The sequence below is a fragment of the Micromonospora sp. NPDC004540 genome (genome assembly GCF_040610095.1).
GTDB lineage: Bacteria > Actinomycetota > Actinomycetes > Mycobacteriales > Micromonosporaceae > Micromonospora.
The window spans coordinates 1-14,141 of the sequence record NZ_JBEXLR010000135.1; the positions used below are offsets into that span (position 1 = coordinate 1).

Annotated in this window: 12 protein-coding genes and 2 pseudogenes; 6 read left to right on the forward strand and 8 right to left on the reverse strand. The window is 75.1% G+C overall.

Going from position 1 to position 14,141, the window contains the following annotated elements; genetic code table 11:
- A pseudogene (locus ABZV78_RS29200) lies at positions 1-609 on the forward strand (peptidylprolyl isomerase); the annotation flags it as partial.
- An 84-nt stretch (positions 610-693) separates the two neighbouring features.
- Here the strand turns inward: ABZV78_RS29200 and ABZV78_RS29205 are convergent.
- Positions 694-1,260, reverse strand: a complete 567-nt coding sequence (locus ABZV78_RS29205) for a snapalysin family zinc-dependent metalloprotease (protein ID WP_355643716.1) — start codon at positions 1,258-1,260, stop codon at positions 694-696.
- Positions 1,261-1,432: 172 nt separating this feature from the next.
- Between ABZV78_RS29205 and ABZV78_RS29210 the strand changes: the two genes are divergently transcribed.
- Both ABZV78_RS29210 and ABZV78_RS29215 read left to right on the forward strand, forming a co-directional pair.
- Positions 1,433-1,846: a hypothetical protein gene (locus ABZV78_RS29210; RefSeq protein WP_355643718.1), complete on the forward strand. Its 414-nt coding sequence runs from the start codon at positions 1,433-1,435 to the stop codon at positions 1,844-1,846.
- 49 nt (positions 1,847-1,895) lie between these two features.
- The gene (locus tag ABZV78_RS29215; RefSeq protein ID WP_355643720.1) at positions 1,896-2,876 is read left to right on the forward strand and encodes a DUF2804 domain-containing protein; all 981 of its coding nucleotides are present in this window, start codon (positions 1,896-1,898) and stop codon (positions 2,874-2,876) included.
- Positions 2,877-2,928: 52 nt separating this feature from the next.
- Here the strand turns inward: ABZV78_RS29215 and ABZV78_RS29220 are convergent, their stop codons facing one another.
- From ABZV78_RS29220 to ABZV78_RS29235, 4 genes are all read right to left on the reverse strand, one after another.
- The gene (locus tag ABZV78_RS29220; protein ID WP_355643722.1) at positions 2,929-4,275 is read right to left on the reverse strand and encodes a glycosyl hydrolase family 18 protein; all 1,347 of its coding nucleotides are present in this window, start codon (positions 4,273-4,275) and stop codon (positions 2,929-2,931) included.
- 204 nt (positions 4,276-4,479) lie between these two features.
- Positions 4,480-5,580, reverse strand: a complete 1,101-nt coding sequence (locus ABZV78_RS29225; protein WP_355643724.1) for an L-dopachrome tautomerase-related protein — start codon at positions 5,578-5,580, stop codon at positions 4,480-4,482.
- Between the two features lie 196 nt (positions 5,581-5,776).
- Positions 5,777-6,442, reverse strand: coding sequence for a 4'-phosphopantetheinyl transferase superfamily protein (locus ABZV78_RS29230; RefSeq protein ID WP_355643726.1), 666 nt, complete (start codon positions 6,440-6,442; stop codon positions 5,777-5,779).
- Positions 6,439-7,272, reverse strand: a complete 834-nt coding sequence (locus ABZV78_RS29235) for a metallophosphoesterase (protein WP_355643728.1) — start codon at positions 7,270-7,272, stop codon at positions 6,439-6,441. Before ABZV78_RS29235 ends, ABZV78_RS29230 begins: the two co-directional genes overlap by 4 nt.
- A gap of 157 nt (positions 7,273-7,429) precedes the next feature.
- Here ABZV78_RS29235 and ABZV78_RS29240 point away from each other — a divergent pair, with 157 nt between their 5' ends.
- Positions 7,430-8,188: a hypothetical protein gene (locus ABZV78_RS29240; RefSeq protein ID WP_355643730.1), complete on the forward strand. Its 759-nt coding sequence runs from the start codon at positions 7,430-7,432 to the stop codon at positions 8,186-8,188.
- A 6-nt stretch (positions 8,189-8,194) separates the two neighbouring features.
- Here ABZV78_RS29240 and pip read toward each other — a convergent pair whose 3' ends face one another.
- The 3 genes from pip to ABZV78_RS29255 all read right to left on the reverse strand — a co-directional run bounded on the left by pip (position 8,195) and on the right by ABZV78_RS29255 (position 10,532).
- Complete coding sequence (gene pip, locus ABZV78_RS29245) at positions 8,195-9,151, reverse strand: prolyl aminopeptidase (RefSeq protein ID WP_355643731.1); 957 nt, start codon at positions 9,149-9,151, stop codon at positions 8,195-8,197.
- Between the two features lie 43 nt (positions 9,152-9,194).
- Positions 9,195-9,569 carry a hypothetical protein gene (locus tag ABZV78_RS29250; protein ID WP_355643733.1) on the reverse strand — a complete coding sequence of 125 codons (375 nt, stop codon included), beginning with the start codon at positions 9,567-9,569 and terminating at the stop codon, positions 9,195-9,197.
- 93 nt (positions 9,570-9,662) lie between these two features.
- Positions 9,663-10,532 carry an alpha/beta hydrolase gene (locus tag ABZV78_RS29255; protein ID WP_355643735.1) on the reverse strand — a complete coding sequence of 290 codons (870 nt, stop codon included), beginning with the start codon at positions 10,530-10,532 and terminating at the stop codon, positions 9,663-9,665.
- A 132-nt stretch (positions 10,533-10,664) separates the two neighbouring features.
- Between ABZV78_RS29255 and ABZV78_RS29260 the strand changes: the two genes are divergently transcribed.
- Both ABZV78_RS29260 and ABZV78_RS29265 read left to right on the forward strand, forming a co-directional pair.
- On the forward strand, positions 10,665-13,841 hold the full coding sequence (locus ABZV78_RS29260) for a BTAD domain-containing putative transcriptional regulator (protein ID WP_355643737.1): 3,177 nt from the start codon (positions 10,665-10,667) through the stop codon (positions 13,839-13,841).
- 95 nt (positions 13,842-13,936) lie between these two features.
- Positions 13,937-14,141 (forward strand): annotated as a pseudogene (locus ABZV78_RS29265) (hypothetical protein); the annotation flags it as partial.

Genomic DNA, 14,141 nt, shown 5'->3' on the forward strand with positions numbered 1-14,141 from the left:
TCGCTCGCCCAAAAAGCGAGGATCCACAACACCCACCGGACACCCGGTGAAAGTTAGTGGAAACCGCACTAGCGTCCGGCAGGTGTCCCGCACCGACTGCGGACCAACCAGGGGCCGATCGGGCTGACCCTCGACCGCGAGCAGGCCCCGTGCACCGTGCAGAGCTTCCTGCACCTGGCCCGGCACAAGTTCTACGACCGGACGCACTGCCACCGGCTCACCGCGTACCCGACGTTGAAGGTGCTGCAGTGCGGTGACCCGTCCGGCACCGGCGAGGGCGGGCCGGGCTACCGGTACGCCGACGAGCTGCCCACCGACCTGCCGCCGGCGCCGACCGACCCGACCGGGGTCCGCCGCCTCTACGCCCGCGGCACGCTGGCCATGGCCAACGCCGGCCCGGACACCAACGGCAGCCAGTTCTTCCTGGTCCAGTCCGACTCGGCGCTGCGCCCCAACTACACCGTCTTCGGCACGATCGACGAGGCCGGGCTGGCCACCCTGGACCGGATCGCGGCCGGCGGGATCGCCGCCACGCCGGAGGACCCGGCGCCGGTCGACGGCGCGCCGGCCCTGCCGGTGGAGGTCTGCAAGGCCACCCGGGGTCGCTGACCCGTGGGGTTCCGGTCCTGAACGGGGAGTGCCCGGCCGGTCGGCGTCTCCGCCGCCCGGCCGGGTGTCCTGTCCAGGAGCCGGTCAGCGCTGGGCGCCCGCCGTGACGGGCGCCGGCCAGCTGCCGGTGAAGACCTGCGGCGTCACCGCGCTGCGGGCCGCGAAGCCGAACAGCGAGTCGACCCGGGCGGCCTCGGTGGTGCTCGGGTACGGGTTGGTGCAGCTGGTGCCGGCGCTGCCGCCGGACATCAGGATGGCGCAGTTGCCGTTGTAGTTGTCGGGCAGGCCGAGGATGTGCCCGATCTCGTGGGTCATGATGCGCAGCGGCGAGTATTGCTGCGCCTGGTAGTAGTCGATGACGACGCGGCCGTTGCCGAGGCTCGTGCGCTGGGCGTACGAGCCGCCGCCGTAGGTGTAGTAGATCATCAGGTTCGAGCCGCACTGCGCCATGTTGATGTTGTTCGTGCGGTTGTTCCAGATCGAGGCGGCCTGGACGGCGTAGCTGGCGAACGGCCCGGCCTGGCTGGTGTTGTAGCAGACGTTGCGGACGGCCGCGGCGGCCGGCGCCGGGTCGACGGTGACGGCGCCCAGCGCCGCCAGCGCCGCGGTGGCGACGGTGGCGAGGAACCGGGTGGCCTTGGGCAGACGCATCGCTCACTCTCCTTGTGGGACGGGGTCGAGCGGGGACCGGCCCAGCCTATATATCGGCTCGCATCGATATCAAGCATCGACGGCAATCACTTCCATGGGGCGCCGGCATGATCCGCCCGTGTCGGGGGTAGAAGAACTTCTCTGTATCTCGACCGCGGGAAGGAGGGCGGTCATGCCGTTCCCGAACGGATCCGACGGACAGCGGAGGGCCACCCCGCCACCGGCCGGCGTCCCGCCCATGTACGTGCGGTACCTGCGCGACCGGCTGCTGGAGGCGGAGGCCGGCCTCACCGCGATGAGCGAGCGGTACGAGCGGACCAAGGCCGCTTTCGACCGCTGCTACGCGCGCCGGGGCATCACGCCCGACACCGACATCGTCGGCTACATCAACGCCAAGGCCATGAACCCGGAGCTGAAGTTCTGGTACGCCAAGGTGGAGCACTTCCAGCGCGAGCTGGCCGCCTACGGCGCCGCGCTGACCGGGTTGGCGGCGGCGGACCGGATGCTGGCCGCGGACGGCCCGCGGGTGGCCGCCGACCGGCAGCGGGTCCGCACCGGCCGGCCGAACCTGAACCGGGTCGGCTGACCGCCCGCTGCCGGGTCGCGAACCCGGCCCGAGCCGGTAGCCTGCGTCGATGACGCACGAGCGGGAGATCACCGAGCCGGTCGACCTGTGCCGGCCGGACGGGCGGCTGAACCCGGCGGCGGTGGGCTGGAGCCGCCGGCCGCTGCACCGGGCGAACCTGCGCGGCTGGGGCCGGGGCAAGCGCTGGGAGCACTGGGGCATCGTCACCCCGACCCACATCGTCGGCCTGGTCGCGTCGTCCCTGGACTACGCCGGCGTGCAGAGCCTCTACCTGCTCGACCGCCGCACCGGCGTCGAGCGGACGGCCGAGGCGGTGGTCCCGTTCGCCCGCGGCGCGGTCCTCCCGCCGGTCAGCGGCGCGGGCGTGGTGCGGGCCCGCGGCGGCGGCCTGGTCGTCCAGGTCGACCAGCGCCCCGACGGCAGCACCATCCGGGCCACCGCGCCCGGCGTCGAGGTCGACCTCGTGGCGCCGCTGCCGCCGGGCCACGAGTCGCTGGGTGTGGTGGTGCCGTGGAGCAGCCGCCGGTTCCAGTACACGCTCAAGGACGTCGGCCGGCCGGTGCGGGGCACGCTGCGGATCGACGGCGTCGCGTACCCGGTCGACACGGAGGAGTCGTTCGCGGTGCTCGACCACGGTCGCGGCAAGTGGCGGTACGCGGTGCGCTGGAACTGGGCGGCCGGCAGCGGACCGGGGCGGGCCATCCAGCTCGGTGGCAAGTGGACCGACGGCACCGGCTCGACCGAGAACGCGGTCTTCGTCGACGGGCGGCTGCACAAGATCGGCGGCGAGCTGGCCTGGAGCTACGACCGCGCGGACTGGCTGCGGCCGTGGCGGATCACCGGCGATCGGGTGGACGTCACGTTCCACCCGTTCCACGAGCGCGTGGCGCGCACCAACCTCGTCGTGCTGGCCGGCGAGACCCACCAGTGCTTCGGGCACTTCACCGGGTGGGCCGCCACGGACGACGGCGAGCGGGTGGACCTCGACGGCCTGGTCGGCTGGGCGGAGGAGGCCCGCAACCGCTGGTGACGGCGGATCCCCGCCGCACCGGTCCGGCGCGGCGGGGATCGCGGGTCGACGGTCAGACCGGCAGCCGCCAGACCTGGTTGGCGCCGCCGAAGCAGTCCCAGATCTGCAGCCGGGTGCCGTTGGCGGAGCTGTTGTCGGTGGCGTCCAGGCACTTGTTCGACTGCGGGTTGCGCAGCGTGCCGTTGGACTGGGCCTGCCAGACCTGGGCGCCGGTGCCGTTGCAGTCCCAGAGCTGCGCCTTCGCCCCGTTGGCGGTGGAGCCGCTGGTCACGTCGGCGCACTTGCCCAGCGCCCGCAGGGTGCCGTCGCCGGCCACCGTCCAGCTCTGCGCGGCGGTGCCGTTGCAGGTGTAGAGCTGGACCGCGGTGCCGTTGGCGGTGCCGGCCGCGGCGACGTCGACGCACTTGCCGCCGATGCCGGTGATCGGGCCGGTACGCCCGCCCGGCGGCGGGGTGCCGCCGCCCATCACGGTGTCGTAGATCGCGCTGACCAGCGAGGTCGCGCCGGTGGTGTCCTGGGACAGCTCCCAGTTCATCATCCCGCCGGCGTTGGCCAGCGCCCACTGGGTCTTGCGCTTCACGGTCGGCACACCGTTGTAGCACTGCTGGGCGCCGCTCACCGTGGTGCAGTCCCGGTTGGCGTTGGCCGGATCCATGCCGACCAGCGCGGCGTAGGTGTAGTAGCCGGGCCGGCTGTAGAAGGGCACGCCGAGCACCGCCTTGGCGGCGGGCAGGCCGCGCGACTTCCACAGGTTGACGCTGTTGATCGACCAGTCGTAGTTGGCGTGCGGGCTGCCGCCGTCGTACGCCATGATGTTCAGCCAGTCGACCGAGCCGAAGACCGCCGGCGGCACGCCGTCGACGTAGTAGCCCTCGGAGACCACGGCCGCCGTGAGCAGCTTGCCGCGGCTGTGCAGCGCGCTGCCGAGCTGCTGCATGAGCAGCGTGTAGTTGTTCGCCGAGGCGCCCGGGTCGGGATACTCCCAGTCGATGTCGACGCCGTCGAGGCTGTACTGGTTGACGAAGTTGACCACGTTGGTGACGAACGCGCCGCGGGCGCCGGAGTTCGCGGCGAGCGCCTCGAAGGCGGAGTCGTTGCCGTCGTTCCAGCCGCCGATCGCGATGGACACCTTGACGTTGTTGGCGTGCCCGAGCGACACGAGCGAGGAGAGCTTGCCGGGGTTCTCCACCGGGCGCAGGCTGCCGTCGTTGTTGGGCAGCACGAACGCGTAGTTGATGTGGGTGAGCTTGCCGTACTGGACGCTGTTGACGCTGCCGCTCCAGGACGGCAGGTAGCCGACGCTCTTGAAGTTGTTCGGCAGGACGACGGCCTCGGCGGCGGCCGGGGTCAGGGCGAGCGTCGCGGTGGCGGTGGCGAGCGCGAGCAGGCTGGCGGCCACCGGGGAACGGCGGCGGGGCGCGGTGCGGACATCGAGGGGGCCTTCCCGGTGCAGGGGGCGCCGTAGCGCCCGCCGGCGCTGGTCGGGGCCGGCGCCGGCGGGCGGTACGGGTCGGACGGGGATCGGTCTTCCTCGAGGTGACCAAATATTAAAGAGTATTAACTAAGGCGTCAATGATGTCTCTCGATGAATCGGCGGGGGCGTTCAGCGCAGGCGGACCGGACCGGCGTCGATGCGGACGCGGAACAGGGCGTACGGCTTGCGCCGCAGGTCCGTGCCGCCCTGGTACTTCGCCTGCCGGTGCAGCTGATTGGCGGTGACGTAGAGGTGGCCGTCGGCGGCCACGGACATCGTGTCGGGCCAGAGCAGCCGCGGGTCGTGCACCAGGGTCTCGAACTCGCCGTCCGGCCGCCGCCGCAGCACCGCGTTGTGCTCGTAGGAGGTCAGGTAGAACGCGCCGGAGTCGTCGGTCTCCAGGCCGTCGGAGCCGCCGCCCTTGTCGCCCTCGTCCACCACCGTGGCCGCGACCTGCTCCTCGCGAAGCGTCCGGTCGGCCAGGGCCTCGGTCGCCACGCTGTACCAGCGGCGGGAGGCGAGCGGGCAGTAGTGCAGCCGGGAGCCGTCCGCGGAGATGGCGATGCCGTCCGAGCCCATCCCGACCGGCTTCGGCGGCCCGTCGGCCGGACGCTCCAGGAGCGGCCGCCCCTCCACGACCGGCCGGAAGGAATCCAGCGGCTCGGCCTTCGTGGACGGGTGGTCGTGCAGCCGCCGCCACGACGCGCCGGTGGCCAGGTCCACCACGACGATGCCGTTCGGGCCCGAGTCGGAGGAGTCGGTGAGGTAGGCGAGGCCGGCGTCGCCCCGCCGCAGGTCGAAGCGGACGTCGTTGAGGTACGTGGTGGGCAGCGCCACGTCGGTCGGGAAGGTGATCACCTGCCCGACGGTGTCGGTGTCCAGGTCGACCCGGACGAGCTTCGGCCCGCCCGGCTTCGTCGGCTGGAACATCGGGCTGCCGGTGTCGACCACCCAGAGCCGGTCGGCCGGGTCCACCACGATGCTCTGCACCGAGACGAAGGCGTTCGCGTCGTCGTCCCCGGACGGGCTGTTCCAGGCCTCGTCCGGGTAGGGGGCCTCCCGGCCGTCGCGCAGCTCGACGACGGTGGCCGACACCTCGTCCCCCCACTTGGGGAAGTTCACGAAGACCCGGCCGATGTGCGACACGCTCACGCCGGTGGGCATCGGCCCGGTGAAGGTGTGCACGAGTTCGAGATCGCCGACCGGCTCGCCGCCCATGGGCCCGTTCATCCGCCGCTCCTGACTGTGAGGCCCCCGTCCTTCCCGCCGGACCCGGGCACAAACGTCGGCGGCCCGAGACGGCGAAGGGCGGCCCCCAGGTGGGGGCCGCCCTTCGGTGCCGCTCAGGAGACGGAGGCGGGGAACCGCTCCCAGACCGACTCGGGCAGGTGGGAGCGTTCACACCCGGCCGGCGACCGCGACGGGGTCAGGGCCGCCGGGGTACCGCCACCGCCGTGACCACGAGCCCGTCGGCGACCAGCCAACGGCCGTGCAGCGCGGCCAGCGGCGGGCCGCCATCGGCGCGGGAGGCGTCGACCAGCACCCGGGCCGTGAAGCTCCCGGCGGCCGAGTCGACGGACAGTTCGGCGTCCTCGAAGCCGAGCCAGCGCCCGGTCAGCGGATACCACGCCTTGTAGACCGACTCCTTGGCGCTGAACAGCAGCCGGTCCCAGTGCACCGCCGGGTGGGCGGCGCGTAGCCGGGCCAGCGTCTCCGGCTCGCCGGCCGTGGTGACCACCTCGGCCACCCCGTCGGGCAGCGGCTCGTGCGGCTCGGCGTCGATGCCGAGCCCGGCCAGCGCGGTGTCCCGGGCGACCGCCGCGGCCCGGTAGCCGGCGCAGTGGGTGATGCTGCCGACCACGCCCGCCGGCCACAGGGGCTCCCGCTTCGGGCCGGGGCGGATCGCCGCGGGGGAGTACCCGAGGCGGGCCAGGGCCTCCCGGGCGCAGCGGCGGGCGGTGACGAACTCGCGGCGGCGGGCCTCCACGGCCCGGGCGAGCAGGTCCTCCTCGCCGGGGTACGGGGCCTCGCCCGGGATGTCGGAGAACGCCTCGACGGGCACCGCCGCCGGCGGGAGCAGGACCTCGATCACGCGGCACCGCCGAGGATGCGCCGCATCGGCCGCGGCTCGCCGCCCCGCCGGCCCCACTCGCGCGGGTAGCCCAGCGACACCTCCTCGAAGCGCACCCCGTCGTAGTGGGTGGTGCGGGGGATGTGCAGGTGCCCGTAGACCGCCACGGCGGCGCGGTGCCGCAGGTGCCAGTCGGCCGTGCGGTCGGTGCCGCACCACTGGGCGAACTCGGGATACCAGAGCACGTCGGTGGGCTCGCGGACCAGCGGCCAGTGGTTGACCAGCACGGTCGGCAGCCCCGGGTCGACGGCGGCCAGCCGCCGCTCGGTCTCGGCGATCCGCTCCCAGCACCAGGACTCCCGGTCCGGGTGCGGGTCGGGGTGCAGCAGCATCTCGTCGGTGCACACCACCCCCGCCGCGTACGCCGCGCGCAGCGACTCCTCCTTCGAGTTGGTGCCGGGGGCCCGGAACGAGTAGTCGTAGAGCAGGAACAGCGGCGCCACGGTCACCGGCCCGCCCTCGCCCTGCCACACCGGATAGTCGTCCTCCGGGGTGAGCACGCCCAGGTCGCGGCACATCCCGACCAGCGCGGCGTAGCGGGCCCGGCCGCGCAGGGTCACCGGGTCGGCAGGGTGGGTCCACAGCTCGTGGTTGCCGGGCACCCAGACGACCCGGGCGAACCGGTCGCTGAGCTGCCGCAACGTCCGCTCGATGTCCGCGAACACCTCGCCGACGTCGCCGGCCACGATCAGCCAGTCGTCCGCCGACTCCGGCCGCAGGCCGTCCACGACCGCGCGGTTCTCGGCGTACGACACATGGAGGTCACTGACCGCGAACAGTGCACCCGTCACCCGGCCGATCTTGCCAGCGCGGTCGCCGGATGGACAGCCGCGACTTGAGCGGTGTCGGGGGTCCGACGCAGAATGGCGGGCATCGGTGTCGCGACCCCGGCGGCGGCGCAGGGCCGCACGGGCTGAAACGTCGACTCTTCACGGAAGGGACGACGGCATGCACCCGATGCTGCGTCGGCTCGACGACCTCGCCGCCCACCTCGCCACCCGGCCGGACACCGTGGCGCTGCTCGGCCTCGGCTCCGCCGGTGTCGACCGGGACCGGCTCGACGACCACTCCGACCTGGACTTCTTCCTCGTCGTCGCAGACGGCGCGGTGGGCCGCTACGTCGACTCGATCGACTGGCTGGCCGCGCCCTGCCCGGTGGCGTACAGCTTCGCCAACGAGCGCAACGGCCGCAAGGCGCGCTACGCCGACGGGATCTTCGTCGAGTACGCCGTCTTCACCGTGGCCGAGCTGGCCCGGTTGCCGTTCACCGGCGCCCGGGTGGTGTGGCAGCGCCCCGACGCGCCGGCCGGGTTGGCCGGTCGCCGCGCCCCGCCACGCCCCGCCACGCCGTACGACACCGTCGAGTTCCACCTCAACGAGGCGCTCACCAACCTCTACGTCGGCCTGCACCGCGAGCTGCGCGGGGAACGGCTGACCGCGGCGCGGTTCATCCAGTCGTACGCGGTGGACCGCGTGCTCGCCCTCCTGCGGCTCACCGAGCCGTCGCCGGCCCACCGGCGGGACCCGTTCGACCCGAGCCGCCGGGTGGAGCAGGCGTACCCGCCGGAGGTGCTGCCGCTGGCCGCCATGGTGCCCGGCTACCGGCACAACCGGGCGGCCGCCCGGACCACGCTCGACTGGCTGGCGGCCCGGTTTCCGGTGGACCCGGCCATCGCCGACCCGATCCGGGCGCTGCTCGCCACGTAGGCCGGCTCAGCCGAGCAGGTCGGCGAAGTGGTCGGTGGCCCGGAGCAGCTCGCGGGCGATGGCCGGCTCGGCGGCCGAGTGGCCGGCGTCGGGCACGATCCGCAGCTCGGCCTCGGGCCAGCGCCGGGCCAGGTCGTGGGCGGACACCGGCGGGCAGCACAGGTCGTAGCGGCCGTTGATGATGACGGCGGGCAGGTGGCGGATCCGGTCCACGCCGTCGAGCAGTTGCGTCTCGGTGAGGAAGCCGCCGTGCACGGCGTAGTGGGAGAGGATCCGGGCGATCGGCAGCGCCTGCTCCTCGGCGGTGAAGTGGGCGAGCACCCCGGGGTCGGGGCGCAGCGACGAGTTGACCGCCTCCCAGCGCCCCCAGGTGACGGCGCAGGCACGGGCCTCGGCCTCGTCGGGTCCGTGCAGCCGCCGGTGGTACGCCGCCAGCACGTCGCCCCGCTCCGCGGTGGGGATCGGTGCGACGAAGCGGTCCCACTCGTCCGGCTGGAGGTGGCGCAGCCCGCCCTGGTAGAACCAGTCCCGCTCGCTGCGCCGCAGCAGCAGCACCCCGCGCAGGATCAGCCCGGTGACCCGGTCCGGGTGGGTCTGGGCGTACGCCAGGCCGAGGGTGACCCCCCACGACCCGCCGAACACCAGCCAGGAGTCGATCCCGAGCCGTTCCCGGATCGTCTCCAGGTCGGCCACCAGGTGCCAGGTGGTGTTCGCCCGCAGCTCACCGAACGGGGTGCTGCGCCCCGCGCCGCGCTGGTCGAACAGCACGGCGCGGTAGCGCCGCGGGTCGAAGAACCGTCGCGCCGCCGGCACCAGACCGCCGCCCGGCCCGCCGTGCAGGAAGACCACGGCTACGCCGTCCGGCCGCCCCACCTCCTCCACGTGCAGCACGTGGCCGTCGCCGACGGCGATCCGGTGGGTGGCGTACGGCTCGACGGGCGGGTACAGGCGAGGCTCGGTCATGCCGGACCATCCTGCCCGCTCGGAGCGGGTCGCGCGGGACCGGTCAGCAGGCGATGCCGCTGCCGAGGTTGTCCAGCAGGGCGTCGGCGACCCAGCCGGACACCCCGGTCGTGGTGTCCCTCAGGTAGGTCCAGGTGTAGGTGGTGTGCCCGTTCGCACTGACCCGGTCGCCGTTGGTGTAGCAGTGGAAGTCGACGCTGTGGCTGAGCTGGCCGTAGCCGAGCGAGCCGCAGGTGGTGTGTGGGCCGGTGCGGATGTTGACGTTGGTGGCGTTGAAGAGCGTGCCGGACCTGGTGTCGATGTTGGAGTGGGAGTGGCTGCACGTCGCGCTCGCCGGACCCGCCACGCTCACCACCGCGACACCGGTGCAGCCGACCGTCAGTGTGACCGCCGCCGCGATCGAGGAAGCCTTCCGCATGCCATCAACCCCCGGTAGTGAGCCCAACACGTGAAGTGATCAGAATATTTGCATCTTTCACGGTGCGGGGCAAGGGTGCGCACGCGGCTCTCCTCAGCGGCCGAGCAGCGCGCGCAGCTCCTTCACCACCTCGGCCGGGGCCTCCTCGGCCATGAAGTGGCCGTATGACACCGGCACGTGCCGCAGGTCCGGCGCCCAGGCGCGCCAGCGCGCCGCCGCGTCGAAGCCGAGCGCGGCGCCCCAGTCCTGCTGGAGCACCGTGACCGGCATTCGCAGCACGGCGCCCGCCGCCCGGTCCGCCTCGTCGTGCGCGAGGTCGATGCCGGCCGACGCCCGGTAGTCCGCCACGATCGAGGGCACCGCCGCCCGGCAGGCCCGCAGGTAGGCGGCCCGCACGTCGGCGGGGATCGCGTCCGGGTCGCCGGCCCAGAGGTCCAGGAAGTGGCCGAAGAACTCGTCCGGCGCGGCGCCGATCAGCCGCTCGGGCAGGCCCGGCGGCTGGGCCATCAGGTAGAGGTGGAAGCCGACCCCGGCCGTGACGCCGTGCATCACCTCCCAGGTGTCGAGGGTGGGCAGCACGTCCAGCGCCGCCAGGTGGGTGACCGTCTCCGGGTGGTCCAGGCCGGCGCGGATCGCCACCAGGGCGCCCCGGTCGTGCCCGACCAGGGCGAACCGCTCGTGCCCCAGCGCCCGGGCCAGCGCCACCACGTCGGCGGCCATGGTCCGCTTGGCGTACGCGGTGCCGTCGGTGTCGGCGGGCTTGTCGCTGTCGCCGTAGCCGCGCAGGTCGGGGCAGATGACCGTGTGGTCGGCGGCGAGGTCCGCGGCGACGTGCCGCCACATCAGGTGGGTCTGCGGGAAGCCGTGCAGCAGCACGACCGGGCTGCCGCTGCCGCCCACCGCGGCGTGCAGGGCGACGCCGTCGGCCACGGTGATGCGGCGCGGCGCGAATCCGTTGATCATGAGAGGTCCTCTCCGGGTGTGCTCGGGTACCCGTCGAGGCTGCCCCGGGCCGGTCAGTGCCCGGTCAGCAACGGATGAGTGCCCTGGTCGGGCCGCCGGTGCGGGCGCACCGGGCTGCCTAGAGTGGGCGGGGTGACCAGCCCGCCGCGCGTACCCGGAGTGACCTTCGGGGTGCTCGGGCCGCTGGTGGCGGCCGGCGAGCGCGGCCCGGTGGCGCTGAAGGGCGCCCGGCAGCGTGCGGTGCTGGCCCGGCTGCTGGTCGCCCGGGGCCGGGTGGTGCCGGTCGACCGGCTCGTCGGCGACCTGTGGGTGGAGCCGCCGGAGGGTGCGATCGGCGCGGTCCGGACCTTCGTGGCCGACCTGCGCCGGGCCCTGGAGCCCGACCGGCCGCCGCGGCAGCCGGCCCGACTGCTGGTCACCGCCCCGCCCGGGTACGCGCTGCCGGCCGCCCCCGAGGCGGTCGACGCGGGCCGGTTCGAGGCGGCGGTCGGTGCGGCGGGGGAGTCGCTCGCGGCCGGCCGCCCCGGCCCGGCGCTGGCCGCCCTGGACGACGCGCTCGCCCTCTGGCGCGGCCCCGCCTACGCGGAGTTCGCCGCCGAGCCGTGGGCGCGGGCGGAGATCGACCGGCTGGACGAGCTGCGGCTGCTCGCCGTCGAGCGGCGCGCCGAGGCGCTGCTGGCCGTGGGTCGGGCCGCCGAGGCCGCCGGCGACCTGCGCGCCCAGGCCGCCGCCGAGCCACTGCGGGAGGAGACCTGGCGGCTGCTCGCCACCGCGCTCTACCGGGCGGGCCGGCAGGGCGACGCGCTTGCCGCGCTGCGGGAGGCCCGCGCGGTGCTGGTCCGGGAGCTGGGGGTGGACCCGGGTCCCCGGCTGCGCCGGCTGGAGGCCGACATCCTCGCCCAGGCCCCGCATCTCGAGCCGGCGCCGGCCGCCCCACCGCCCGCCCCGGCCCCCGCCCCCGGAGCAAAGGAGGAGCGGCGGCCCTTCGTGGGGCGCGAGGCCGAGCTGACGAGCCTGGCCGGGCTCGCCGAGGAGGTGGTCCGGCGGGCCCGACCCGCGCTCGTGCTGGTCTCCGGGGACGCCGGCGCGGGCAAGACGGCGTTCGTCGAGGCGCTCGCCGACGGGCTCGCCGCCGTCGGCTGGACCAGCGCCGTGGGGCGGGTCCCCGAGTACGAGGGCGCACCGGCCGCCTGGCCCTGGACGCAGCTCGCCGCCGCCCTGCCCGAGCCCGGACCGGCTCCCGACGCGCCGGACGGGCCGGGCGATGACGAGCCGGCCGTGGCCCGCTACCGGCTGCACCGGATCGCGGGCGCCCGGCTGGGCGCGGCGGCCCGGCGCGGTCCGGTGCTGCTCGTCCTCGACGACCTGCACCGGGCCGACGAGGACACCCTCGACCTGCTGACCGCGCTGTTCACCGGCCCGGAGCCGGTCACCGGGCCGGTGCTGGCGGTCGGCACCTACCGGGCGACCGGGATCACCCCGGCGCTGACCGGCGCGCTGGCCCGGCTGGCCCGCGTCGAACCGGTCCGGGTCTACCTCGGCGGGCTCGCCGAAGGGGAGACCGCCGAGCTGGTCCGGGCCGTGGCCGGGGCGGCGGACCCGGACACCGTGCGGGCGCTGCACCGGCGCAGCGGCGGCAACCCGTTCTTCGTCCGGGAACTGGCCCGGCTCCTCGCCGTCGAGGGGGCCGCCGCGCTGGACACCGTCCCGGCCGGCGTGCGGGACGTCATCCGGCACCGCCTGGCGCAGCTGCCCGAGTCGACCCGGACCGTGCTGCGGCAGGCCGCGGTGCTCGGCCGGGACCTCGACGCGGACGTGCTGGCCGCGCTGGCCGGCGAGGAGGCCATGCTGGACGCCGTGGACCGGGCCGCGCAGGCCGGATTCCTCACCCCCGACGGCACCCGCTTCCACCACATCCTGGTCCGCGACACCCTCTACGCCGACCTGTCGGCGCCGCGCCGGGCCCGCTGGCACGCCACCGTCGGGACCGCGCTCGAACGGCTCCGGCCGGACGACGTCGCCGCCCTCGCCCACCACTTCGGACAGGCCCCCGGCCCGGACGCCGCGACCCGGGCCGCCCGGTACGCCACGGCGGCGGCCGAACGGGCCGAGCGGCGCTGCCACCCGCACGAGGCCGCCCGGCTCTGGCAGCAGGCCGTCACCGCGCACGACCGGGCCGGCGGGGAGGACGTACGCGGGCGGCTGGCGGCGGTGATCGGCTGGGGTCGCAACCTCGCCGTCACCGGCCACCTCGACCGGACCCGCCGGTTGCGGGCCGAGGCGGTCGCCACCGTCGAACGGCTCGCCGACCCCGGGCTCACCGCGGACGTGCTGGCCGCGTTCGACGTGCCGGCCGTCTGGACCCGCAACGACGACGAGGAGCTGTCCCGGCGGATCGTCGCCGCCGCCGAAGCCGCCCTCGTGGCGCTCCCCGCCGGCCAGGCGGCCCGTCGCGGCCGGCTGCTCTGCACCCTCGCCCTGGAGCTGCGCGGCGACACCGGCGACCGGGGCCGGCGGGCGGCCGCGGAGGCGGACGGGATCGCCCGCCGCCTCGGTGACCCGGCGCTGCTGGCCTTCGCGCTCAACGCCCGCTTCATGCACGCGTTCGACCGGGCCGGCCGGGCCCCGGAACGCGCCCGCATCGGCGCCGAACTGGTCGAGCTGGCCGCCGGGCACGGGCTGGTCACCTTCGAGGTGCTGGGCCATCTCATCGCCCTCCAGGCGCACTGCGCCCGCGCCGATCTCGCCGCCGCCGACGCCCACGCGGCCGCCGCCGACCGCCTCGCCGCCCGCTACGAGCTACCCCTCGTCGGCGTCTTCACCGCCTGGTACGCCGCCCTCCGGCTGGCCGTCGCGGGACGTCGCGCCGAGGCCGAGGCGGCGTACCGGGCGGCGGCCGTCCCGCTCGACGCCGGGCAGATGCCGGGCATGGCGGCCGGGCTGCTGCCGTTCGCCCTGCTCTGCCTGCGACTGTCCACCGGCGACGACCTCGGCCCGGCGCTCGCCGACGCCGCCGCCGGCCCGTACGCCCCGTGGGTCCGGCCGCTGGCCCTGCTCGCCGCGGGACACCGGGACGAGGCCGCCGCCGCGCTGCGCTCGCTGCCGGAGTCGCCGCACGACCTGCTGTGCGAGGCCCGCCTCTGCGTCGCCGCCCGAGCCGCCGTCGCCCTCGACGACCGTCCCACCATGGCCCGGCTGCACGCCGCGCTGCTTCCGGCCGCCGACGAGCTGGCCGGCGCGGGCAGCGGCGTGCTCACGGCCGGTCCGGTGGCCCGCTACCTCACCGACCTCGCCACCGCCCTCACCTGACTCCACCTCACCGGCGCGTGCCGCCGGCCCGCCGGGCTGCCGAGGTCCGGCAGCCCGGGACGCCGGCGGGCCGCGCCATGAGGTCGGGTCAGGCGTTGGCGGGGACGCCGCCGTCGGGACCGGCCGCCGGTTCCCTCTCCACCTCCGGGCCGGGCCGCTGCGCCGGAGCGCGCACGGCGAACGCGTCGAAGCTCGGCCGGTCAAGGGAGACCCGGGCCCGGGTGCAGCGGGAGGCCAAGCGGGTCGCCGACCTGGCCGCCGCGGCGGTCATGGCGGCCGCCGCGGGCGGCGTGGAGACGG

Bases quoted from the DNA above. Each gene is read 5' to 3' on its own strand.
- ABZV78_RS29205 (WP_355643716.1), bottom strand. From the start codon at position 1,260: ATGCGTCTGCCCAAGGCCACCCGGTTCCTCGCCACCGTCGCCACCGCG.
- ABZV78_RS29210 (WP_355643718.1), top strand. From the start codon at position 1,433: ATGCCGTTCCCGAACGGATCCGACGGACAGCGGAGGGCCACCCCGCCA.
- ABZV78_RS29215 (WP_355643720.1), top strand. From the start codon at position 1,896: ATGACGCACGAGCGGGAGATCACCGAGCCGGTCGACCTGTGCCGGCCG.
- ABZV78_RS29225 (WP_355643724.1), bottom strand. From the start codon at position 5,580: ATGAACGGGCCCATGGGCGGCGAGCCGGTCGGCGATCTCGAACTCGTG.
- ABZV78_RS29240 (WP_355643730.1), top strand. From the start codon at position 7,430: ATGCACCCGATGCTGCGTCGGCTCGACGACCTCGCCGCCCACCTCGCC.
- pip (WP_355643731.1), bottom strand. From the start codon at position 9,151: ATGACCGAGCCTCGCCTGTACCCGCCCGTCGAGCCGTACGCCACCCAC.
- ABZV78_RS29250 (WP_355643733.1), bottom strand. From the start codon at position 9,569: ATGCGGAAGGCTTCCTCGATCGCGGCGGCGGTCACACTGACGGTCGGC.
- ABZV78_RS29255 (WP_355643735.1), bottom strand. From the start codon at position 10,532: ATGATCAACGGATTCGCGCCGCGCCGCATCACCGTGGCCGACGGCGTC.